This is a genomic window from Psychrobacter sp. WY6, from assembly GCF_018448495.1.
In the GTDB taxonomy this organism is placed as follows: Bacteria; Pseudomonadota; Gammaproteobacteria; order Pseudomonadales; family Moraxellaceae; genus Psychrobacter.
Map to the genome: position 1 here is coordinate 1,614,624 of NZ_CP049902.1, position 23,604 is coordinate 1,638,227.

The 23,604-nt window shown below is 43.1% G+C and carries 16 protein-coding genes and 3 pseudogenes; 17 read left to right on the forward strand and 2 right to left on the reverse strand.

Going from position 1 to position 23,604, the window contains the following annotated elements; all coding sequences use genetic code 11:
- The first annotated feature begins 117 nt into the window (after positions 1-117).
- From G7Y90_RS08145 to G7Y90_RS08210, 14 genes and pseudogenes are all read left to right on the forward strand, one after another.
- The gene (locus G7Y90_RS08145) at positions 118-1,425 is read left to right on the forward strand and encodes an ATP phosphoribosyltransferase regulatory subunit (protein ID WP_250163872.1); all 1,308 of its coding nucleotides are present in this window, start codon (positions 118-120) and stop codon (positions 1,423-1,425) included.
- A gap of 118 nt (positions 1,426-1,543) precedes the next feature.
- Entirely contained in the window at positions 1,544-2,833 is a 1,290-nt protein-coding gene (locus G7Y90_RS08150) for an adenylosuccinate synthase (protein ID WP_045444847.1), read from the forward strand.
- Positions 2,834-3,140: 307 nt separating this feature from the next.
- On the forward strand, positions 3,141-3,311 hold the full coding sequence (locus G7Y90_RS08155) for a hypothetical protein (RefSeq protein WP_250163873.1): 171 nt from the start codon (positions 3,141-3,143) through the stop codon (positions 3,309-3,311).
- 67 nt (positions 3,312-3,378) lie between these two features.
- Positions 3,379-3,549: a hypothetical protein gene (locus tag G7Y90_RS08160; protein ID WP_250163874.1), complete on the forward strand. Its 171-nt coding sequence runs from the start codon at positions 3,379-3,381 to the stop codon at positions 3,547-3,549.
- A gap of 437 nt (positions 3,550-3,986) precedes the next feature.
- Complete coding sequence (gene ndk / locus G7Y90_RS08165; protein WP_055124481.1) at positions 3,987-4,418, forward strand: nucleoside-diphosphate kinase; 432 nt, start codon at positions 3,987-3,989, stop codon at positions 4,416-4,418.
- A 406-nt stretch (positions 4,419-4,824) separates the two neighbouring features.
- Positions 4,825-6,064 (forward strand): annotated as a pseudogene (gene rlmN, locus G7Y90_RS08170) (dual-specificity RNA methyltransferase RlmN).
- Between the two features lie 321 nt (positions 6,065-6,385).
- A complete protein-coding gene (gene pilW / locus G7Y90_RS08175; RefSeq protein WP_502937424.1) occupies positions 6,386-7,225 on the forward strand; it encodes a type IV pilus biogenesis/stability protein PilW in 840 nt (279 codons plus the stop codon).
- 49 nt (positions 7,226-7,274) lie between these two features.
- Complete coding sequence (locus G7Y90_RS08180; protein WP_250163876.1) at positions 7,275-8,033, forward strand: helix-turn-helix domain-containing protein; 759 nt, start codon at positions 7,275-7,277, stop codon at positions 8,031-8,033.
- A gap of 133 nt (positions 8,034-8,166) precedes the next feature.
- Positions 8,167-9,281: pseudogene (gene ispG, locus G7Y90_RS08185) on the forward strand (flavodoxin-dependent (E)-4-hydroxy-3-methylbut-2-enyl-diphosphate synthase).
- A 64-nt stretch (positions 9,282-9,345) separates the two neighbouring features.
- Positions 9,346-10,633, forward strand: a pseudogene (gene hisS / locus G7Y90_RS08190) (histidine--tRNA ligase).
- Between the two features lie 55 nt (positions 10,634-10,688).
- A complete protein-coding gene (locus G7Y90_RS08195) occupies positions 10,689-11,474 on the forward strand; it encodes a YfgM family protein (RefSeq protein WP_201559924.1) in 786 nt (261 codons plus the stop codon).
- A gap of 243 nt (positions 11,475-11,717) precedes the next feature.
- Entirely contained in the window at positions 11,718-12,926 is a 1,209-nt protein-coding gene (gene bamB / locus G7Y90_RS08200; RefSeq protein WP_201559923.1) for an outer membrane protein assembly factor BamB, read from the forward strand.
- Positions 12,927-13,320: 394 nt separating this feature from the next.
- Positions 13,321-14,763 (forward strand): ribosome biogenesis GTPase Der, encoded by a 1,443-nt coding sequence (gene der, locus G7Y90_RS08205; RefSeq protein WP_055124475.1) that lies wholly within the window; start codon positions 13,321-13,323, stop codon positions 14,761-14,763.
- 220 nt (positions 14,764-14,983) lie between these two features.
- Positions 14,984-16,921: a sensor histidine kinase gene (locus G7Y90_RS08210; protein ID WP_250163877.1), complete on the forward strand. Its 1,938-nt coding sequence runs from the start codon at positions 14,984-14,986 to the stop codon at positions 16,919-16,921.
- Between the two features lie 310 nt (positions 16,922-17,231).
- Here G7Y90_RS08210 and G7Y90_RS08215 read toward each other — a convergent pair whose 3' ends face one another.
- Entirely contained in the window at positions 17,232-18,398 is a 1,167-nt protein-coding gene (locus G7Y90_RS08215; RefSeq protein WP_045444873.1) for a D-alanyl-D-alanine carboxypeptidase family protein, read from the reverse strand.
- 576 nt (positions 18,399-18,974) lie between these two features.
- Entirely contained in the window at positions 18,975-19,379 is a 405-nt protein-coding gene (locus G7Y90_RS08220; protein WP_250163878.1) for an MCR_0457 family protein, read from the reverse strand.
- A 662-nt stretch (positions 19,380-20,041) separates the two neighbouring features.
- On the opposite strand from G7Y90_RS08220, the gene surE reads away from it, so the two are divergent.
- From surE to G7Y90_RS08235, 3 genes are all read left to right on the forward strand, one after another.
- Positions 20,042-20,851 carry a 5'/3'-nucleotidase SurE gene (gene surE, locus G7Y90_RS08225; RefSeq protein ID WP_250163879.1) on the forward strand — a complete coding sequence of 270 codons (810 nt, stop codon included), beginning with the start codon at positions 20,042-20,044 and terminating at the stop codon, positions 20,849-20,851.
- A 249-nt stretch (positions 20,852-21,100) separates the two neighbouring features.
- A complete protein-coding gene (locus tag G7Y90_RS08230) occupies positions 21,101-21,895 on the forward strand; it encodes a peptidoglycan DD-metalloendopeptidase family protein (RefSeq protein WP_250163880.1) in 795 nt (264 codons plus the stop codon).
- Positions 21,896-22,018: 123 nt separating this feature from the next.
- Positions 22,019-23,323 carry a lytic murein transglycosylase gene (locus G7Y90_RS08235; protein WP_250163881.1) on the forward strand — a complete coding sequence of 435 codons (1,305 nt, stop codon included), beginning with the start codon at positions 22,019-22,021 and terminating at the stop codon, positions 23,321-23,323.
- Positions 23,324-23,604 lie beyond the last annotated feature (281 nt).

A 23,604-nucleotide genomic window follows, 5' to 3' on the forward strand; every position in this document is an offset into this window, starting at 1 on the left:
ATGATGTTGCGCGTTAAAAATAAAAATGCATGGCGTCAATGCAATTGTAAATATAACCTTTAAGTACCGCATCAGTACCGCGTTTTTGGTAAGCGATACGCCAAACAAGGATTTATTGTGTCTGTCAGTTCTGATTCTGCAAAACTTGCCCAGTTAAATACGACTAATGAAGCGGCGGCTCAGCCTGCTGAAAACACTGCTACCTCTACTAGCATGCCATATTTGAACAACTTTGCCAGCGACGTTGCCAATAGCTGGTTGTTGCCTGATGGGGTGGTGGATGTGCTGTTCGAAGATGCGCGTAAGCAAGAAGTGCTTAGGTATCAGCTGACTCAGCAGCTTATTGGTCATGGTTATCAGTTGGTTAATCCACCAATGATTGAATTTACTGAGTCATTGTTGAGTGGCGCCTCAGAAGATTTAAAGCGTCAAACTTTCAAGATTATCGATCAGCTAACGGGTCGCTTGATGGGTCTGCGTGCGGATATTACCCCGCAGATTTTGCGTATTGATGCGCATTGGGGCGGCACAGGTATTGCGCGTTATTGCTATGCAGGTGATGTAATTCATACCTTGCCATCAGGGCTGTTTGGCTCACGTACGCCTTTGCAGCTCGGCGCTGAAATATTTGGCTGTGCTTCACTTGCCGCAGATATTGAGCTGATAGATGTGTTGTTTGGTATGATAAATAAGCTAAATATGAGTGCGACGCTGCATATAGACTTGGGTCATGTGGCGATATTCAAACGCTTGGCTGAGTTGGCAGCGTTGTCTGATAATGACACTGAGCAACTCATGCATTTATATGCCAATAAGAATCTACCAGAGCTAAAGCGTATCTGCCAGTTATTGCCAATGGGTGATGATTTTTATGCTTTGGCACGTTTTGGTCATGATATTACCAATCTATTGGCGAGATTGTCAGAGACTGCACAGCAGGACACGCAAATCGCGACTGCTATCAATGAATTACAACGCCTAAAAACACATCTACAAGACCAGTGGCAATGCCCTGTGAGTATCGATGTGACGGAATTATCAGGCTATCATTACCACACGGGTATTGTGTTCAACGGCTATATCAATAGTGAGACGCAACCTCTGGTACGTGGCGGTCGTTTCGATGGTATGCAAAGCGGCAATCAGTTAGCAATCAATCAGCCACGTGAAGCCACTGGTTTTAGTATGGATGTCAGTCGTTTGCTTGCACACACGCAGCTTGAGGCACCAATCATCGTATTGGTCGACTATGAAGCATTGAGCAGTGCGAACCAAGAACAGAGACAGATACTGCTACAGCAGGTTGAGAGTTTACGTGAGCAAGGCTATCGCGTCACCATGCCATTGAACGCAGAAGATTGTCCCTCTGATATGACGCATCTTTTGAGCTTTATAGATAATCATTGGCAGTTACAGAGTATTTAAGCATTAATTTAAATAGTATTACCATTTTTTAACGTCTTTAAAATCAAGATAACGAAAGTTATCACAGGTTTTAAACCGTTATTGCACACACCTCAATACATAAAGGTAAGGATTGATCATGGGTAAGAATGTCGTAGTTTTGGGTAGCCAATGGGGCGATGAAGGTAAAGGTAAAATCGTCGATTTACTAACCGAAAAAGCTTCAGCAGTTGCACGTTTTCAAGGCGGACATAACGCTGGTCACACGTTAGTTGTCGATGGTAAAACCACCATCCTACATTTAATCCCATCAGGTATTTTACGTGAAGGCGTTACCTGCTTCATCGGTAACGGCGTGGTGTTAGCACCTGACGCATTATTAAAAGAGATGAAAGAGCTAGAAGACAACAACGTGCCGGTACGTGAGCGTCTGCGCATATCACCGAACTGCCCACTTATCATGCCGTATCATGTGGCACTTGACCAAGCACGCGAAGCAAAACGCGGTACTGGCAAAATCGGTACGACGGGTCGCGGTATTGGACCTGCTTATGAAGATAAAGTAGCCCGCCGTGCCATCAAGCTTGCTGACTTGTTCCGTGATGATTTAGAAGAAAAACTACGCAACTTAATTGAATATCATAACTTCCAACTGACTCAGTATTATAAAGTTGAAGCGATTGATTTTGATGAGACACTTAAGCTTTGCCAAGAGTGGAAAGAAGAGATTAAAGGCATGGTTACTGATGTGACCGAAGACCTTAATCAATTGCGTCTGGCTGGCAAGAATCTGATGTTTGAAGGTGCGCAAGGTACATTGCTTGATATCGACCATGGTACTTATCCGTTTGTTACTAGCTCAAGCGTGACCGCTGGTGGCGTATCGACTGGTACAGGTATCGGTCCATTGTACTTAGATTACGTACTTGGTATCACTAAAGCTTATACTACCCGTGTCGGTAGTGGTCCATTCCCAACTGAGCTATTTGATGATGTTGGTGCGCATTTGGCTAAAGTCGGTCATGAATTTGGTGCGACTACTGGTCGTGCGCGTCGCTGTGGTTGGTTCGATGCTGAAGCGTTACGCCGTGCAGTGGTACTGAACTCTATGTCAGGTATCTGCTTAACTAAGCTTGACGTATTAGATGGTCTTGAAGAGCTACTAATTGGTGTGGGTTATAACCTGCCTGAGACTGAGTGTGCAGGTGCACATGATGCTGAATTCTATGAGTCAGTCACGCCTAAATATGAGACGATGCAAGGGTGGAGTGAGTCAACCGTTGGTATCACTAACTATGATGAACTTCCAGAAAATGCGAAAAAATATATCAAACGTATCGAAGCGTTGATTGGTTGCCCAGTTGATATTATCTCAACCGGTCCAGACCGCGAAGAGACGATTGTATTGCGCGACCCGTATGATGCTTAGTTTCTTATCATAAAACTTAATTAGTTTAAGCGTTCATAAAAAATCCCAGTGCTGAGCATTGGGATGAGTATTATCTTGTGAGTAATGTCTTATCATTTTCTATTATGTGAACTATTATTAATGCCAAGTGATAAAAGTGTTAATCACTATTAATCTCTAACGATAAAAAATCAAGATATCTGGCAATTGAATAAATTGAGATAAGAAAAAATAGTATAAAAGAGAGAATTGCTAACATTATTCTGGTTTAATTGGTATATTGTCATAAATGAATGTAATTTTATCAATATATAAAAAGGAAAACGTGATGAAAGCGACTATTATCAAGCACTCTATAGGCAAAACAGCTCTAGCGCTGCTAACGTCTGCGGCTTTTATGTTTCCTATGCTGTCATGGGGCGCGCAAAACTGTGATAAACCCAACAATGATTTTGATGATTTATATTGCTTAAAAGTATATTTAGCGGATAAAAGCTGAATAATTCTTATGCAAAATTGGCTAAGCAGTTAAATAGCCAGCAAAAATCCAAATTAAAGCGCGGACATTGGCGTGGATACGCGAGCGTAATGACCAATGTAGTTATAATAATGATGAAGGATTTTTTGTCAATATGGGCTGTGCGACTCGGGTGACAACTGAGCGAGTGAACTTCTTAAATGATCGTGTGCGTGAATGTAGCGCTGGCAGTTGCCGCGACAGCCGCTTAGGCGAGTAGTTGTTTTTTAGTATTGCTTGAAAGCAGTGACCTTCATAGCTGCGTATTAACAAAATCCCTTAGCATTATATGCTGAGGGATTTTTTTGGTAACACTTACATAGAGTTTTCGCCAAGTTGGTTTTATGCTCATTAATGACAAAGATAGTTAGTGATGAGATACGTAGGGTAAGAATCTGCTATTGATGAATGCTCACTTTGTCTTAAGATAAGCTGCGGTCATAAATTTACTTTTATGCAAGGTGCGGTCATAAATTAACCCTATTATTTATAGCGCTAATCATTATAATAGGCAGCAATCCTGTGTTGGCGCTCATATTATCGCATTGATAGACCATGAGTTATTTAAATCTGCCTAAGTCAACATTGCGGCCAAAGATAAAACAAAGTATTTACCATCTCATTTTTATCGAATTCATTATTTATTAGGAGCTTTTCATGGCTAACGAACGTACTTTATCTATCATCAAACCTGACGCAGTAGCTGGCAACAACATCGGCGCTATCTACGATCGTTTTGAAAAATCAGGTCTAAAAATTGTTGCCGCTAAAATGATGCAACTTGATGATAAAAAAGCGGGCGGTTTTTACGCTGAGCACGCTGAGCGTCCATTCTACAACGATCTAGTGTCATTTATGACTTCAGGTCCAGTATTGGTATCTGTATTAGAAGGCGAAAATGCGATCGCTAAGCATCGTGATATCATGGGCGCTACTAACCCGAAAGACGCCGCTGAAGGCACTATTCGTGCTGACTTCGCTAGCAGCATCGATGAAAACGCGGTTCATGGTTCAGATTCAGCTGAATCAGCAGCACGTGAAATCAGCTACTTCTTCAATGAAGAAGAAGTGTGTGCACGTACGCGTTAGTATAGTAAACCAAATATAGTCTGTTACGGTGTCAGACTCGCTTAATGTACTCAATGTACAATTGGCGCTTGTCTTCCTTGTAACAGCTCTATATTTGATTCACTATGCACTAATAGCTTATAAAATTGACTATAAATTATTAGTGTGGCAAGACGGCTTATATCTTTTGGTATAAGCCGTTTTAGCTATTATAATAGTCTGACTATGCATTGAAATTTTAACTTTTCTCCCTCATTATTGGTTTTATATAGCGTTATCAATCCTTTATCAGCATATTACTTTTAGCTTTTGGTAAAAAATGCGCTCATAACGGATTGCTCATGCACTCATATATTGAGTACGTCTAGCAACACCCATCTCAACAATTGCATCGCTTATACCAGTAGATGCAAAAAGGTTATTTATTATGTCAACTGCTCAAACTCCTATTCAAACTGACGTCCAACACGTCCCTGCTAAGACTACTAAGAGTATAAAATTAGTAGACGAGGCTCAGGCGAAAACCAATCTACTAGGTATGACACAAGCGCAGCTGGCGGAATACTTTAAGAGTATTGGCGAAAAGCCGTTTCGCTCGACGCAAGTCATTAAGTGGATATATCAGCAGGGTGTCACTGATTTTGAGCAAATGACCAATCTGAGTAAATCTTTGCGTGATAAATTATCAGCCAATGCCTGCGTCATTCCGCCAAAAGTGATTCATCGTCAATACAGCGATGACGGCACGCGTAAATGGGTCTTTGAAGTCACGGGTGGCTCGTTGGTCGAGACCGTACTAATTCCCGCAGATGACAGCAAATTAAACGGTCGTAAAACCTTGTGTATTTCTTCGCAAGTGGGCTGTGCGCTCGACTGTAGCTTTTGTAGTACGGGTAAGCAGGGCTTTGAGCGCGATTTGACAGCGGCTGAGATTCTTGGACAATTATGGGTGGCAAATGCCTCTTATATGACCGATGAAAATGATAGTTTAGAAAATGTTGACCATAGTTTATGGGAAAACAACGTCACCAATGTGGTCATGATGGGTATGGGCGAGCCGTTATTAAACTATCGCCCCGTTGTCAGCTCGATGGAATTGATGCTCAGTGACCATGCTTATGGTTTATCAAAACGCCGCGTTACTTTGTCGACTTCAGGTGTGGTGCCAAAAATGTACGAGTTGGCACAGGAGCTTGACGTGGCTTTAGCGATTTCATTGCACGCACCAAATGACGAGCTGCGTAATGAGCTAGTCCCAATTAATAAAAAATCCATTAGAGCAGCTCATGGCGGCAGCGAGAAATTACGTTTTTGAAGTAAATCCGCGCCACAAAAAACACGTGACTATTGAATATGTGATGCTAGATGGTGTCAATGATAGTAATGAGCATGCTGAGCAATTGGTCGCATTATTGGGCGATTTACCAAGTAAGATTAACCTGATACCGTTTAACCCGTTCCCTCATGCGAATTATGATAAGTCGAGTAATAATCGAATTCATGCCTTTAGTAATATATTAAGTGAAGCAGGTTTTGTTTGTACCATACGTCAAACTCGTGGTGATGATATTGATGCGGCATGTGGTCAATTGGTTGGGCAAGTTGCTGATAGAACGCGTCGTTCAGCCGCATGGCAGCAAAGCATCAAGGATCGTGAAAGTATTTAGGATGATGGTTATATAAATGGTGAATAGACATTTTCGATGTAGCATCGTATTTGTCTTTTATCTGTCGCAATGGTAATAAAAATGTAGCAATAACGATTAGTTTGGATGTGCACAGTAATTAATGACAACTAAATTGTACTTATGCGGGCTAAATCTATTAAACTGATGCCTCGAGGATCGAACGCATTGAATCACAGTTTTATGATGGCGGCTATGATGACTTCTAGAAATTCTTGTCAGTTCAATTATCAAAAAATATTTTCTCAGACTTATAAGCGATTGAGTACAGCAAATGGACAAATGGCTATTGACCCAATAGCGATGTCGAAGCGTACAGTGTTAGTGACGGCATTGGTAGGGCTGCTGCTCACTGGTTGTCAAAGCACGCCGACCAATGATTTGACAAACATTGCGGCTTATCAAACGTCTACGCGACCCAATGACAATCGTAACTTAGATCAACAAGAAATTGCTCGCGTGCGCACTTCACTGGCCGCGCAATATATCCGCAAAAATGAGCTTGATACCGCTCAGCGCCAACTCGAAAAAGCCTTTGCTGCCGATAGCCGTTACGCGCCAGCCTATGATATGATGGGCGTTTTGCTGCAGCAAGAGGGCAGTCGACTCAATCTCGAAAAAGCCGATCAATATTTTAAAAAAGCGATCGCGCTTGATAAAGATTTTGAGCAAGCCCACAATAACTATGGCGTTTATTTGTCACAAATGAAGCGCTATCGTGAGGCGGCAGAGCAGTTTGAGATTGCGGGTTCAGCATTAGGTTACGAAGGTCGTATTGGTGCGCTAGAGAATCTAGGACGCACTTACTTACAGCTAGGTGATCGCAGTGCGGCTGCTAAAGCATTTTTACGGGCACTTGATGGCAATCGCAATAGTATTATTGCCCATATCGAGTTGGTCGATTTATTGCTTGAGCAGCAACGTGTTCCACAGGCTCAAAGGCTTTATGAAACGTTGATACTGGTGCAAGGGCAGGGCATTAGCCCGCGCTTGCTATTACAAGGTATCAAATTGGCCGCTGCACAAAATAACATAACGACGCGCCAGCAATTGGCACAGCAGCTTTTATCCGCTTATCCTTTAAGTGATGAAGCAAAACAACTTAAGACTTGGCTTAACAATCCAGAGGCACCATGGAAATGACCACCCCATCATTAAACACTCATCTAACGCTCAGGGATCATTTGGTGCCGTGTTGCAGCAAGCCCGTAAAAATAAGCAAATCAGCTTAGACGAGGTAGCTGCCGAGTTATTTATTTTAAAGCGTCATTTGCAAGCGCTTGAAAATGAAAATTTTTCGGAGATGCCGCAAGCTGCTTTTGCCCGTGGGTTTGCCATCAATTATGCTAAGTTTTTGGGTTTAGATCCTGTAAAAATAGCGACCAGCTTTGATGCCGCTTATCCTACGGAGCTGAAAGCCAAGTCAGTGAATAACACGGATACGCCACTGCGTCCAATGGGCACGTTGCAACGTGATACGCACAATCGAATTCGTTTTAACCCACTACTGATCATCGCCGTTATTGGTGTCATTATTTTAGCGATTTTCTTATTTCGCATGGTGAGTAATGCCAGTAAAGAGAATGCCGAGCAGCCAGTATCGACGGTCGAAGACGTCTCAGCGATAGAGCAAGCGCAAGGGGCGGCAATCAATACTGATGAGATGGGCGTTGGTGCCTCTGGCTCTGCTCTAAACTTGGGCGGCGATGCAAGTCCAGCGTCTTTAGATGTCAAACTGACGGATACCGCCGTCGTGAGTATTACTGATGCCTCTGGTAGTAGTTTAATGAGTGGCTCGCAGACATCTGGGGATTATAAACTGTCAGGTACGCCGCCGTTTAATGTACAAATTGATAATGTTGATAATGTCAGCATAATGCTTAACCAAGAAGCGGTTGCGCTAAATACTTATGCAACGGATAAGCAAGCCAATTTTGAGTTAGCGCCTTAACTTTTTAAGCGGCTAATTTTGAATGCTAGTCTTATCGACTGCTGTACAAGATTTATTTTTAAAAGTTGCTATCTGCAAGCTATTATAAGTGTATTTTTTCTGCGTTTTTTCGCTTTAACTGAAGGGTTTGTCTATGTCAACGTCAGCGCCTATTAACCGTCGCCTTACCAAAAAAATATATGTCGGTGATGTCGCGATTGGTGGTGATGCGCCGATTAGTGTGCAGAGTATGACCAATACAGATACTTGCGATGTGGCAGCAACTGTCGCTCAAATCGAACGCTGCGTTGAAGCTGGTGCGGATTTGATGCGGGTGTCGACGCCAACGATGGATACGGTCAAAGCTTTTGGCGAAATTCGTAAGCTGGTCAGTGTGCCTTTGATTGCAGATGTGCATTTCGACCACAAGATTGCGTTAGCAGTTGCCGAAGCAGGGGCTGACTGTCTGCGTATTAATCCAGGTAACATCGGTAGCGATGCTAAAGTACGCGAAGTGGTTGCTTGTGCCAAATATTACAACATCCCTATTCGTATCGGTGTCAATGCAGGCTCGCTCGAAAAAGACATTCAGCGCAAATATACCGAGCCAACTGGCGAGGCGATGCTTGAATCAGCCATGCGCCATATCGATATATTAGAGCGTCTAAATTTTGATCAATATAAAGTATCGGTTAAAGCCAGTAATGTGTTTTTGACCTTGGATGCGTATCGCCTGATTTCTGCCCAAATTGATAACCCGCTGCATTTAGGCGTCACCGAGGCGGGCGTTTATCGTACGGGCGCGGTCAAATCCGCGATTGCACTTGGCGGTTTATTATTAGATGGCATCGGTGATACCATTCGTATCTCACTGGCGGCAGAGCCTGAAGAAGAAATTAAAATCGGCTTTGATATTTTAAAATCGCTCAATATACGTTCTAATGGTGTCAACTTTATTGCGTGCCCAAGCTGCTCTCGCCAAGAGTTTGATGTGATTAGAGTCATGACGGCTCTAGAGTCGCGTTTAGAAGACATTCGTGAACCGATGAATCTGTCTGTGATCGGCTGTAAAGTAAGGTCCTGGTGAAGCGAAAAGAGGCCGATATTGGCATTGTTGGTGCCGCACCAAGATCCTTGGTATATCGTATGGGTGAAAAAAGCCATCTTATCGATACCGACAATTTGGTCGATGAAATAGAAGGCATGGTACGCGCACATGCCGAAGATTTGGCTAAAAAACGCGAGAATGAGATTATCCGCGTAAAATAAAACACTATTATGAGCAAAAAATAAAAGAGACACTTGTTAAAATTTTTAAGGATACGACCGTACCATGATTAAAGCTATCAAAGGGTTCAATGATATTTTGCCTGATCAGTCCGCAAAATGGCTGCATTTAGAAGCGATATTGGCTGAAGTACTGGGCAGATACGGCTTTGAGCATATTCGCTTGCCAATCGTTGAGCAAACCGATTTGTTTGCGCGTGCCATTGGCGGCGCGACTGATATTGTCGAAAAAGAGATGTATAGCTTTACCGATAAATCTGAGCCACCAACGCCGTTGGCTCTACGCCCTGAAGGTACGGCAGGTGCAGTACGTGCTGTGATTGAGCATAACTTGCTGCGCGGTGATACGCCTAAATTATGGTATATCGGTCCAATGTTTCGCTATGAGCGTCCACAAAAAGGTCGTTATCGTCAATTTCATCAAATAGGTGTTGAAAGCTTTGGTAGTGCCTTACCAGACGCTGACGCTGAGCTGATCGCCATGACTCATCTAATGTGGCAAGAGCTGGGTCTAAAAGATGAGATGCGTTTAGAGCTGAACAGTCTGGGCGAAATTGATGAGCGTTATGCTTATCGCGAAGCATTGGTTGCTTATTTAACCGATAAAAAATCAGCTGGATGAAGACAGCAAGCGCCGCTTGACCACCAATCCGCTACGTATTTTAGATAGCAAAGAAGCAAGCACCCAAGCTCTATTGGTAGACGCGCCTAAGCTTGCTGACTTTTTAGGTGAAGAAAGCGTGGCGCATTTTGAGCAAGTACAAGCCTATTTAACAGAGCTGGGTATTAATTTTGAGATCAATCCACACTTAGTACGCGGTCTTGATTATTATAACAAAACGGTTTTTGAGTGGGTGACCGACAAGCTTGGTAGCCAAGCGACTGTTTGTGCAGGCGGCCGTTATGATGGTTTGATCGGGCAACTAAAATCCATCGGTACTGATGGCAATAAGCCAGTAAAATCTGAGCCTGCTGTTGGATTTGCCATGGGGCTTGAGCGTTTATTACTGTTAATGGAAGCGGTTGCGCCGATTGCTGATGTTCCCGCTTGCGATGTTTTCGTGGTTGCGCATCCAGAGGTTTATAGTGCTGGTATTGGCTATGCCCAGCGCCTACGCTATAGTCGCCCAGACATTCGGGTGAAAATGGCGAGTGCGACGAGCCTAAAAGCGCAAATGAAGAAAGCCGATAAGTCAGGTGCTGCATTGACCGTTATTATTGCGCAGCAAGAGCTGGATGATAATACCCTCAGCGTTAAAGACATGCAGACGGGCGAACAACAGACGGTTGCGACAGATTGGCTGTCGAACAAAGAAAATTTTATCCGTCAGTAATCGATTGCGGTTTTAGCATTAGCAATTTCATAACACTTTTATCAGGTAAACACATATGGCTCTGACACCCAATTCGCCGAATGCAGACAATTCAATGCAAGCGTTAAAGCAGTATGGCAGCTATATTGTCACTGCGATTTTGTTGGCACTGGCCGCTTATTTTGGTTGGACATATTGGCAGGACAACCATGCGCGCGTAGACACCGTTGCAGCAGATCATTATGCAGACATTCAGCGGTTGAATGAAGAAGTCAGTTTGGCCTCACAAAACCCTGATTTGGAAGCAGAAGCACAGGCAGCACTTGCCCAAAGTCGCACCCAGCTAAACAAAGATATTGATGCGCTAGTCAGTAAGCATGGTGAGTCGGTTTACGCTTGGCAGGCACTGATGATTAAAGCGCGTCAGCAAGTAGATAATAATGAATTTACCGAGGCAAGTGAAACCTTCAAAAAAGCATTGGCTATTGACTTAGGTGATGCAGGTTTACAGGCAATTACTCGTTTGCGCTATGCGACAACGTTACTGGCGGCGGGCGATACGGATGCTGCATTAGCAGAAGCCAACAATGATATGCCAAGCTCATTTGAAGCCAGCCAACAAGAGTTGTTAGGGGATATTTATTTGGCACAAGATAATAAAGACTCAGCGATCAAGTCTTATAATAATGCTTGGGAGTTGTTACGCAACCGTCAAGAGACGCGTGCAGTATTGGCATTAAAGATGGAGAGTCTGGGCATCGTACCTGAGCCTATCGACGAACCAGTCAGTCTGATTCAAGAGTCAAGTAATCCTGCACAGCCCTTGGTGGAAGAAAATGCTGCTGCCGAGGTTGCGCAATAATTGTACAGTGACAAGCGCTGTTAACCAATAATAGCGTTTGCGTTCTACCTAATGCCTGATAATTGCTAGTCAATAGCGCGTATCTATAACCGTTCTACAAGCTAAGTGGTACAGTAAAACAATCGCGTCGCATGAACCACCAGCACTCATTGAATGTGCTTGGTGAGTACTAATCGCCGATCTTATACTTACTGATAACCAATTTACTAATTAATAATAATTTATTTGTAGTGAGAACTCATAATGACTCAATCTATTCGCTCTAGCAAGATATCAAAAGCTAAAACCATCAAATCGACGGTGATGCATGTGGCAGTATTGGCAGTGATGAGCACTGCGGTGATTGGGTGTAATCGCGGTATTAAACCCGTCGTCAATGATCCAGTCAAGCTGGTACAGATTGCTGAGCCTATCAGTGTGTTGCAACCGGTTTTTAGCACAGATATTGGCAATAAAAAAGCCAGTAAGAAAGATCCATTAGACTTGCAAGTAGGTTATGTCAATGGACAAATCGTCACTGCATCGCGCGGTGGGGACTTGACCGGCTTTAACAGTGCAGGCGAACGTTTATGGTCGATCAACGTTGGCGATCAAATCACGGGCGGCGTTGCTTTAGATGCTTTAAGCCAAACAGCGATTATTAGCACACGCGGTGGTCAAGTGATGGCATTTGATAGTGTGACTGGCGCAAAACGCTGGCAGAAGCAGTTATCAGGATCAGTATTGACACCCGCTTTAATTACCAATAACCGTGTCATTCTATCAGCGAACGATGGCTTTTTACATGGCTTGTCACTACAGACAGGTCAGTCTGTCTGGCAGTTTGCCACACAAGTTCCAGCCATCAGTGTACGCGGTAGTGCGGCGCCAACGTTATTAGATAGCAAAACGGCGTTATTAGCGACTGCTGATGGTCGTTTACATGCGGTGACGACTGATAGTGGTTTACCGCAGTGGTCAAGACGTGTTGGTGTTGGCACTGGTAGTAGTGAAGTTGAGCGCATGAGTGATGTCGATGGTACGCCGATCGTCGATAAAAACCAGCTATTTGCCATCAGTTATAGCGGTCAGTTATTAGGTATTGATTTGGCTTCGCGTCAAGTCATGTTTGTCAACGAGCTTGCCAGCTTAAAGTCACTTGCTGTAAATAACCAGCAGGTGATTGCTACCAGTTTAGAGGGTAAAGTGGTTGCCTATAATCGCAGTACTGGTGAGGTTCTTTGGGAAAGTGAAGAGCTGGCTTATCGTCATTTAACCAATCCTGTGATGATTGGCAATTATATTGCTGTGGGTGATTTTGACGGCGTGGTACACTTATTTGATCCAGCTAGCGGTAAAATCGTTAGCCGTGTACAAACCAAGGGCGCTTTGAGTAGCTTGCAGGTACAAGGCAGCCGCTTAATGACCCAAAGCACGTCAGGACAAGTTGCTATTTGGCAGTTAGCCCGCTAAGCTTTTTATCGGTTAACAGTTACTCAGATAGTGTGTTTTGATACTATCGTTAAGTCAACTGTAAGCCAACTGGTTGATTGTAATTTTAGAGAACACAAACGCTGCTTCGTCAGCGTTTAGTGCCTTGTGTAAATCGCTTGTTTAAACACAGGCTTTCGCGTACTCTATGCGACCGATGCGCCGTAGGTGTTATCCATATATATATTTTTATCTATAATTTAGTCGTCCTATGTACCACTTGCTAAGTGTAAAATAGCTGACGATTATTTTTGCTATTTTTTTATCATTCATTTTAATTTGCGGTCAAGAGCAGCCTATTCACGACTACTGTTATATCACTGGTTATAAGAATAACTGTACTGCCCGCCATCGTGCATTTCACTGAGAGTAACCCATGAGTATCAAGCCTGTGGTCGCCTTAATTGGTCGTCCAAACGTCGGTAAATCCACCTTATTTAATCAGTTCACAAAAAGTCGGCAGGCATTGGTTGCTGATTTGTCAGGACTGACTCGTGACCGTCAGTACGGTGATGCGACCTATGAAGACAAATCTTTTATCGTTGTAGACACTGGTGGTATTGGTGAGGCGGATGATGGTAGCGGCAACATTGATGACTATATGTCTGAGCAATCGCATACAGCGATTCATGAAGCAGACATCATCGTATTTGTGGTGGATGCTCGTGCTGGTATGATCGGCGCAGATGCTGAGATTGGTAAGTTTTTACATACACTTGGCAAACCAGTCTATGTGGTTGCCAATAAAGTCGATGGTGCTCACGACGCTGCACCTGCCGAGTTTTATGCATTAGGATTGGGTGAGCCATATCCGATGGCAGCAAGTCATGGTCGCGGTGTCGGTAATTTGCTTGAAATATTGACGGCTGATATGCCTGAGCAAGAGAATGTCGTAGAGCCAAAAGGTTTGAAGTTAGCGATCATAGGTCGTCCAAACGTTGGTAAATCGACGCTAGTCAATCGTCTATTGGGTGAAGACCGAGTAGTGGTTTTTGATATGCCCGGTACCACGCGTGACAGTATTTATATTCCTTATACACGCGAAGGTAAAGACTACGTCTTAATCGATACTGCTGGTGTGCGCCGCCGCGGCAGAATTGATGAAAAAGTAGAGAAATTCTCGGTCATTAAAACCCTGCAAGCAATCGAAGATTCTAATGTAACCGTTATTGTTATTGATGCGCATGAAGGTATCGTTGATCAAGACTTGCATATGATTGGCTATGCGCTTGATGCGGGTCGTGCTTTAGTTGTTGCGATTAATAAGTGGGATGGTCTGACTGCTGATCAGAAAAATTATATCAAGATTGAGATGGATCGCCGCTTTAACTTTATCCCTTATGTAAAAGTGCATTTAATCTCAGCACTACATGGTACGGGTGTGGGTAATCTATACCCGTCTATCTTGCGTGCTTATAAATCTTCGATGTTTGAAGTATCAACCAATCGCTTGACTCAGATTCTGCAAGATGCGGTGACAGCCAATCCACCACCAACGGTTGCTGGTCGCCGTATTAAACTGCGCTTCGCTCACATCGGTGGTCACAATCCGCCCGTGATTGTCATTCATGGTAACCAAACCAGCGCGCTACCTAAGAGCTATCAGCGTTATCTTGAAAACCAATTCCGTCAAGTATTTAAGCTCGAAGGCACGCCGCTCAACGTTGTCCTTAAACAAAATGACAACCCATATGCCAACAAGAGCGATACGCCAACCAAAGCGAAGACGCAACAGTTGCGCCAACGCGAGCGTAATCGGGCACAGAAATTTACTACCAAAGATAAGCAGAAATTCACCAATAAAGATAAAAAGCGTTAATTTAGCAAAATGATGACGGTCTTTATATTGTTGTAGTAAATAAAGACTGTTTTATTCTATTGTTCATGCTTCTCTGTAATGTGCCATATCATGATGATTATATCGGTCATCATGATATATTAATACGTTGTTAAGTTTTATTAACATGTGATATTTCCCTCACTACTCCTACAAAATACCTGTACTATAATCAAAAGTTTTCTTAACTCAGTTAAGTAATATGAACAACCGTCCCTCTCAAACCATCCCTACGCTTATTTGGCGTTCTGTCGTACAAGCCATTATTTTGGCTGTGTTGGCAGGCTTCTTGATGTCTATCGTTTATGGTTTGTTATACCACTATAAAGAGAAGCGTCAGCATATCCAGCAATTGGCTACCATGTTGACCACCAGCGCATCGACAGCCGATGGTGCTGATATCGTGGCTGAGCAAGTGAGATTCTTGTTAGAAAGTGAACCCAGCATTAGAAGTATTTTATTTTATTCAACACCCAAACCTATTGATGAAGTTAATCAATCCAGAGATGATTGGAAGAATGCCTTATTTGCAGATACTGTCAGCTTCAATTATCCCGTTACCAGTGACGATATCGGTGATGATAGCGCGCTAGATACGTTAAACAGCAGTCAGCAATCGTCCACGACTTTATCAAATGGTGAGCAAGAATCATCAGCGTCTGCTGAGGCCAATAAAAATAGCGCGTTAGTTGGATATATTAATCTCACTTTAGATGTGAACACCCTGCGTTCACATTGGTTTCGAAGCAATATATTGCTATGGCTTATCACCACGATATTGACGGTACTTTGGGTATTGTACATTCTGCGCAAACTCAAATGGCCAATCAGAGATATTGAAGCTTTGAAAGAAGTCTGTCACATCGTTGTGAAAAACCCAGAGCTTGAGCAGTTACCAGTGATTCCACAGCTTTTTGAATTTCAGGAACTGGTGCAAATCAAGCAAACTTTGGCTGTATTGTTTGATCGTTTACAGAAAGTCCAACAAGATTATGAGGCGCTTGCTATTTTTGAGCAGCAATTACACAACAAAGACGTATCCCTCGATGTGCAGCTGCATAACTTTCAAAGCATGATCACCCATGAGTTGAAAACTTCGCTAAATGCTATCGTAGGCGGTTTACAGCTGTTAGATTACGATACCCTCAATAGAGAACAAAAAGATGCGGTTGAAATTATCAGTGACGGTAGTGATAAATTGGTGTCGTCGCTTGATCATATTATTCAATTGAATCAAATACAAAAAGGTCAGATGAGTATTAATTGTATTGCGTTCAATCCACTGCAGTTAATCGCCGATCTGTTGGCAGAATATGAGCCTATTGCTCGGCAAAAAAGGCTAGAGTTGATTAGCCGTATTCATCATATAGACTATGGTCTGGAAGGGGATGCGGAAAAAATAAAACAAATATTATCGATATTATTGAGCAATGCGATTAAGTTTACTCCAGCGGGGCAGGTGACTATTACGTCGCAATTGACTCATTTTGATAAAAGCAATCGCTGGCAAATCAGTGTGAAAGACACAGGTATTGGTATCGATAGCACTCATATCGATGATATTTTTAATCCGTTTTTCCAAGTGGATTCATCACAAACTCGTCAATATGAAGGCTCAGGTGTTGGTTTGCCAGTCGTCAAGCAAATGGCTCAGCTGATGGGCGCTACTATAGAAGTCGATAGTACGTTAGGGTCAGGCACCCAATTCATGCTGACCATATCGATGACCAATAAACAGCAGTCTCGGCAGCAGCATTTATTGGCTGGATTGACTATTATTTACTATTATTATCATGAAGTTGGGTTTTTAGCGAAGGAGCTAGAGCGTTTAGGTGCGACTGTCATTTATCGTCAGCATGAAACACTGGTTATAGAGGAGATGAATGTAAGACAGGTGAATATGGTGATGTTTGCGGAAGATATTTTTCCAAGTAAAGCTGAGTCGTTAGCCAAGCGTATTCGTCAATTTGAAAGTGAACATCGGGCTTTATTGGTATATTGGTATCCACCACATCGAGCGAAGCAGTTAGATAGCTTTGAGCATGGTTTGAAAGCAGCTGGTGTCGATTACTGTTATAGCGCCACTTATAAAGATAAAGCATTAAGCGACTTGCTTAAGCGCTGGTTGGTATGGACGTAATAGATCGAAATATTTGTCATATTTACCGTACTAACCTCGTTTAATGTACTCGATTGCCTTTCATTTATTGTAAATAGTGTCGAAAATCGTATTTTTGACAAAGGTGCTTGCTTTTAATCTGAAAAATATGATGAACGGTGTCAAATCTTCTTAGTCTACTAAATACCGTGTTTACACCTGTTTTCTCATAACGCTGTTTTATAGGAATAATACAATTTCTGTGGTGAATGAGGACATAAAAAAGACGCCCCGTTTTGAGGCGTCTTTTTTTTCAGTAATGTTCTTGAGAAATAGCTTTTACTAATATTCTCTAAAACAGATTTTGTGCCCAACGTACGACACGCTGCCAAGTGCGGCTCATAAAGCCTGACTGCTCGATATCACTGGTCGCTATAATAGGCACTGAAGCCACCGCTTTACCATCAATAACGGCCATCATTTTGCCAATTTCTTGACCTTTTTTGATGGGTGCTTCTAGGCTCTCAGGAATATCTACCACAGTCGTGATTTTATTTTTTTGCGTTTTGCTGGTTAGAATTTGCAAATTATCCGCAGTGACTAGTTCGACTTCATCAGCTTCACCGAACCAGACTGGAACTTTGCTGACGAATTGTCCAGCAGGTGCTTTGGTGACAGTAGTGAAGTGGCCAAAGCCCCAGTTGAGCAGCTCACGTGATTGATCGGCACGTGCTTGCTGGCTCTCTGTTCCCATAATCACAGAAATCAAGCGCATGCCATCACGATTGCTTGAAGCCGCTAAGCAATAGCCTGCGGCATCAGTGTGGCCAGTTTTTAAACCATCAACGGTTGGGTCGGTTGCAAGTAGAGCATTACGGTTACCTTGAGTAATGCCGTTATAGGTGAACTCTTTTTCTGCATAAATACCATAATAGTCGCCGCTATTCTTGATAATAGCGCGTGACAATTTGGCCAAATCTAGTGCTGATGCCTCATGCCCTTCGTCAGGCATACCAGTAGAGTTGACGAAATGGGTATTTTTCATACCAAGCTTTTCTGCTTGCTCATTCATCAAGATAGCAAATGAGGCTTCGCTACCAGCGATATGCTCAGCCATAGCTTTTGAGGCATCGTTACCTGATTGAATAATAATACCGCGTAGCATGTCGATAACACTCGCAGATTTATTTACCGGCACATACATGCAAGACTGGCTGCTACTACCACGACACCAAGCATTTGGACTCATTATGACTTGGTCATCTTCTTTGAGGTCGCCTGATGCTAAGCGCTGCTCAATGATGTAACTGGTCATCATTTTTGTCAAAGACGCTGGCGGTAGCGACTCATTGGCGTTCTTTTGTGCCAAAATCTCACCAGTATTATAATCCATCAATACATAGGCGGTATTATCCATCTCAGGCGGCTGGATGGCTGCGTTTGCCATCACTGCACTCATAGAGATACTCACACCGACTACCAGCTGCACCAGCTGATTTTTTACACGCTTTACTGTCATATATCGTTACACCGCATCATGAAACCAAATGTATCTACCGCTTATACCTTGCACTAAATCTTAAGCATCATTTTAAGTAGCCTGTCTTAAACATTCTGTTTAAAAACAATGTATTAATAAGAGTGGTGATGGCTGAGCGACAGACATAAAATTAACGCCTTATCTTAGCAAAATGCCAACCGATGGGGAATCGATAAATGCAAAAAAAGACCCGATTAAAAAGAAAGAGTAGTAAGAAGTAAACGTTTGCTCAGACTAGGACTGCCACAATGTCTCGAATAGAAATAATTCGACTGTCATAAAAAAGCTTACGGTCATCCTGTTGGTATAAACAGAATTGTCGTAAGCTTTTTTGTTACTTATAAGCCTGATGAACAAGCTTATAAGGTGTCGCTAAATGGCCCATAATCAGCGTTCCAAGACAGATAATGCCATGATTTATTGTCATTAATTATAGCTGACTTTATCAATTTAGAATCAATACTGGGGCATATTTATTGTAGGGGAGACGATAGGATGTATGATAAGTAAGCCAATTATAATGTTGTAATTGTTGAGCTTAATTATGATGATCCACTACTGGTATTCAGCATTCGCCAAATCTTCGCATAGAGCTTTGTTGTCTTGTTTAGAGAAGCCCATTGTCCAGCTACGAATGCCTTGTAATATCTGGCGATAATCTTGCTGAGTGGATAGATATTGAATCGCAGCTTTTGGATCTTCTAAAGACGGCATCAACTCGTGAAGCTGCACGTTATAAGATTTATAAAAGCGCTGTTTTTGTTTGCCATTGAGCATCGGTGGACATATCTCTGATAGCACTTGCATGACCGCAATTTCATGCTTAGTAACATTGATGCCAGACATATCTAGAGGTATGGTTGTAGCAGAATTATTCGCCGCAAAGGATGCTTGAGACAGCATGGCAACAGACGTTACCAGTCCTGCAAGACTAATTTTGGACGCCGTCTTTGCTATCACAGAAGCTATAGATAATATCGATTGATTTTTCATGCAGTATTACACTCGCTTATCTTTAATTAATGGTGATATGTTAATGGGTAAAAAAACAAAAGTCACATAAAATATTGATTTATGTGTAGATATCTTGTGAGCCAAAGCTCTTTTTGAGCAACATATCAGCAGCATAGACTCATAAGTTACGTCAGCATAAAAATATAAGTTTGTATTGTTGTAAGGTGTTGCCTATTGTAACGTCACGCCAAGTTTTTTTGCTGTTATTGATGCAGATATCATCGTGATAAAATTATAAATTGGATAGATTCTGCGCAAAGACAGGGTTCGTGTCAGCGTATTATTAGGGTATAATCGCCCAAAATTATGGTGGCATCCGCGTTTTGCTCTATCAATTTTTTCATATCCATGCTGTGATATAGACACAGTGTCATTTTACTTTGATAGCGGTATGGCTTTTTTAACTTTTATAGTAAATTCAGCTATTATTTGGCGCTTGCCAAATGCTGTGTATAAATACTATTTATGTAGAAAAAGCCAATGTGGATGTCAGCGTCAACAGTATTATCACACAATCTAACCACCATTTTCGGGTCTGATTATAGCAATTTTATGCGGCTAAAGTTCATAAGTGGACAGGCGGTCATTAATGAGTATATTGAGTGAAAATGAAATTTTTAATTAGTAATGATGATGGGGTTTATGCACCAGGGTTATTGGCATTATATCAAGCCCTGTCTGCTATTGCAGAGGTGGTAGTGGTTGCGCCAAATAGTGAGCAAAGTGGCTGCGCGAGTGCTTTGAGCCTCTCGATGCCATTATATACTCATCAATTGGATTCTGGTTTTATAGCGGTAAATGGTTCGCCCGCGGACTGTGTACATTTGGCATTGCATGAGTTGTATCCTGATACGCGTTTTGATTGTGTGATTACTGGTATCAATTCTGGCGCCAATCTTGGTCAAGATGTTTTATTTTCGGGTACCTTTGGTGCTGCATTAACCGCACAGCTCTTTGGAATACCTGCCATTGCGACCTCCCTAGTGGGCGGCGGCGTCAAAGGAGAAGGGCAAGAGCAGACCAGTCATTATCAAATGGCGGCAGCTGAAATTGTTAAATTATTCATAGAAACACCGATATTAGATGCTTGCAAAAATTTGCCCTATCATGTATTAAACGTTAATATTCCTGATGTGGATAGTGCTGATGAGATCAAAGGTCGGAAAATAACGGCGTTAGGGCACCGTCAGATTGCGCGTCCTGTACATCATGTGGTCGATCCACGTGGGCGTGATGCTTATTGGTTGTCGCTACGTAAACGCCCACATGAGTTGCCATTAGAAACTGAAGATTTGCAGTCCTCCACAGATATGACGGATGATCAAGCGGTAGCGGCGGGTTATATTAGTCTATCGCCAGTGCGCCTGCATCATACGCCAGCAGACACGCTTAAAACGCTGTCGGCGTTAATGCTATAAATTTACGCTGCCAAAATGCGTCAAACAGCTGGTCAATATCCTGATATTATCTGCACTATTTTTCTTATTTGGCTGCCATTTATCTCATTTTTATCACCATTTTCAAAATGAGGACACGCCTTAGAAAATGGTTTACTATCGAGTGATTGATAAGGGTATTTGCCAAATACTAAACGGTATAAAAGTTAGCAAAATGCTTGTGAGTAACACAAGGAGTTTGTGAGTAACATAAAGAATAGGAAATCTTGTATGAAGAAGCTTATTGCTGGATCGCGCTTTGCAACAGTGGCATTGATAGGTACTTTAACAGCAGCAACGTTAACGATGGTGGGCTGTGCAACCAAGCCTACTTACCAATCAGCCAACCAAGCGGGACCGAAGATTATTACCAATGCACAAGGCGTTCCTAACTACCATCGCGTACAGCGTGGCGATACGGTCAGCCAAATTGCTGAGCGCTATCGTCTCAGTTACCGTCAAATCGGTTCGCTCAATGGTTTGGACAGCAAATATACGATTTATAGTGGTCAATGGCTCAAGCTGTGGCAAGGTACGCCAGCCGATAACAATCGTTATAACGCGCCTACAACGACACAGCCACCGTACAGACCACCTGTAACGAGCATGCCTAATAATAGCTCACAAAGCCCTGTATACGAAGTGACGGCTAACGCAACGTCAGGCTATGAATATCCAAGTCGCAATCAAGTGACTCGTAACTTTGATGCGGCAGCGGGTACGATGGGTATGTGGTTTGCTGGTAATATCGGTGATCCCGTACTTGCTAGCCAATCTGGCACGGTACTGTATTCGGGCGATGGTCTGCCAGAGTATGGCAATCTTATTATGATTCGTCATAGTGATAATTACATCACCGCTTATGCGCATAATAGTCAGCTACTGGTCAAAGAAGGCGATGCTGTACAGCGCGGTCAGCGCATTGCAAACATGGGTAACAGTGGCCAGACCAATCAGGTCGGCTTAGAGTTCCAAGTGCGCTTAAATGGCAATCCTATTGATCCACGTGCGGTACTAGGGCGTTAAACGTGATGCCAAATTGTGACTGATTTGGCAAGTTTAGTGGCTTTATTCAGAGCGCTTGAATGAAACCACCTTAACTAAATCGGTTTATTTGAGTCGCTTTACTTATTCATACTTGAGAATTTTATGATGTTAAAAAAACAATATCTTGCTCTGTTTCCTGCGTTAGTGATGGTTGGGTGTACCAGCCAACAGGCGATGCAAAAACCTAGCAAACCCGTGCGTCAAGGCAACGTTCAGATTACCCAAACTCAAACCATTCAAGTGAAGCCAGCACCGAAGCCTGTCATCAAGCCGCAGCCAGTGGCAAAGCCAAGCTATAACAGCTTTTCTGATTGGAAGTCGGATTTTTCTATGCGGGCGATTTCATCAGGCCATGATGCAGCGACGGTGCGCCGTTTACTTGATACCGCTTATTTAAATCAGCAAGTCATCTCGCTCGACTCAGGACAGCCAGAGTTTTCTAAGATGCCATGGGAATATGTCGATTCTGCCGTATCTGATGGGCGTGTGAGTACTGGTAAGCGTAAGTTCGCCGAGCAACGGGCATTTTTGTCGCAATTAGAATCGCAGTACGGTGTCAATGCAGAAATAATCGCTGCCATTTGGGGCATGGAGTCGTCATACGGCGTGGTGACGGGTAATAGCAGCATACCAAGCTCACTTGCGAGTCTGGCTTATGATGGTCGTCGCCAAGAGTTTGCCGAAACTCAGTTGTTGTCATTAGCGACGCTATTGCAGCGCGGTGATGTGTCTTGGTCGCAGCTCGATGGTTCTTGGGCAGGCGGCATGGGACAGACGCAGTTTATCCCTGATACTTGGCTGAAGCACGGAGTGGATGGCGATGGTAATGGTCACCGTAACCCGTGGGCAACGGGCGATGCACTGGCGTCCACCGCTAATTATTTGAGCAACTCAGGTTGGATTCGAGGTCTAGCGCCATTTTACGAAGCAACTATTCCTGCCTCATTCGATTACTCCATGGTTGGTAGTAAGCAGCCTGCCGCGAGATGGGCGGCGATGGGCGTTGATACGATAGCTGATGTTTATTTGGATGCCAATACTGAAATGGAGCTGTGGCTACCAGCTGGCAAGGATGGTCCTGTACTGCTACTCAGTCCAAACTTTGATGTGATCAAGGTTTATAATAACTCATCGAGCTATGCGCTAGGTGTCAGCTTATTGGGTAAAGCGCTTGCTGGACAAGGCGGATTACAGAAATCATGGCCGCGTTATGAGCGTCCATTATCCACAGCTCAAGTACGAAATTTACAGCAGCGTTTGACCAACTCAGGCTATGACACTAAAGGCGCTGACGGTATCGTGGGTACCAATACTCGGTTGGCGTTTCAGCGCTGGCAAGCTGACAATGGTCAGACTCCAGACGGCTTTATTACTCAGCGTAGTGCGTCATCGTTAGCTTCGTGGTGAAGCAGGTTGATTGCGCTGATTTTGACTCGTATTGATTCTAGGGCGTGTCTTCATTTCAAAAATGGTGATAAAAATGAGATAAATTGCCGTCAAACAAGGAAAATAGCGCAGATAATATCGGGATATTAACCAGCTATTTGACGATGTTTGGCAAGATTTAGCCATTTTTAGCCCATTTAGAGGACTATCGAGTGAATTGAAGACACGCCCTAATATTAGCGTGTTAAAAGAAATTTTTTAACCATCATTTTTGATGGTAATATCAAATACGATGAGCTTAG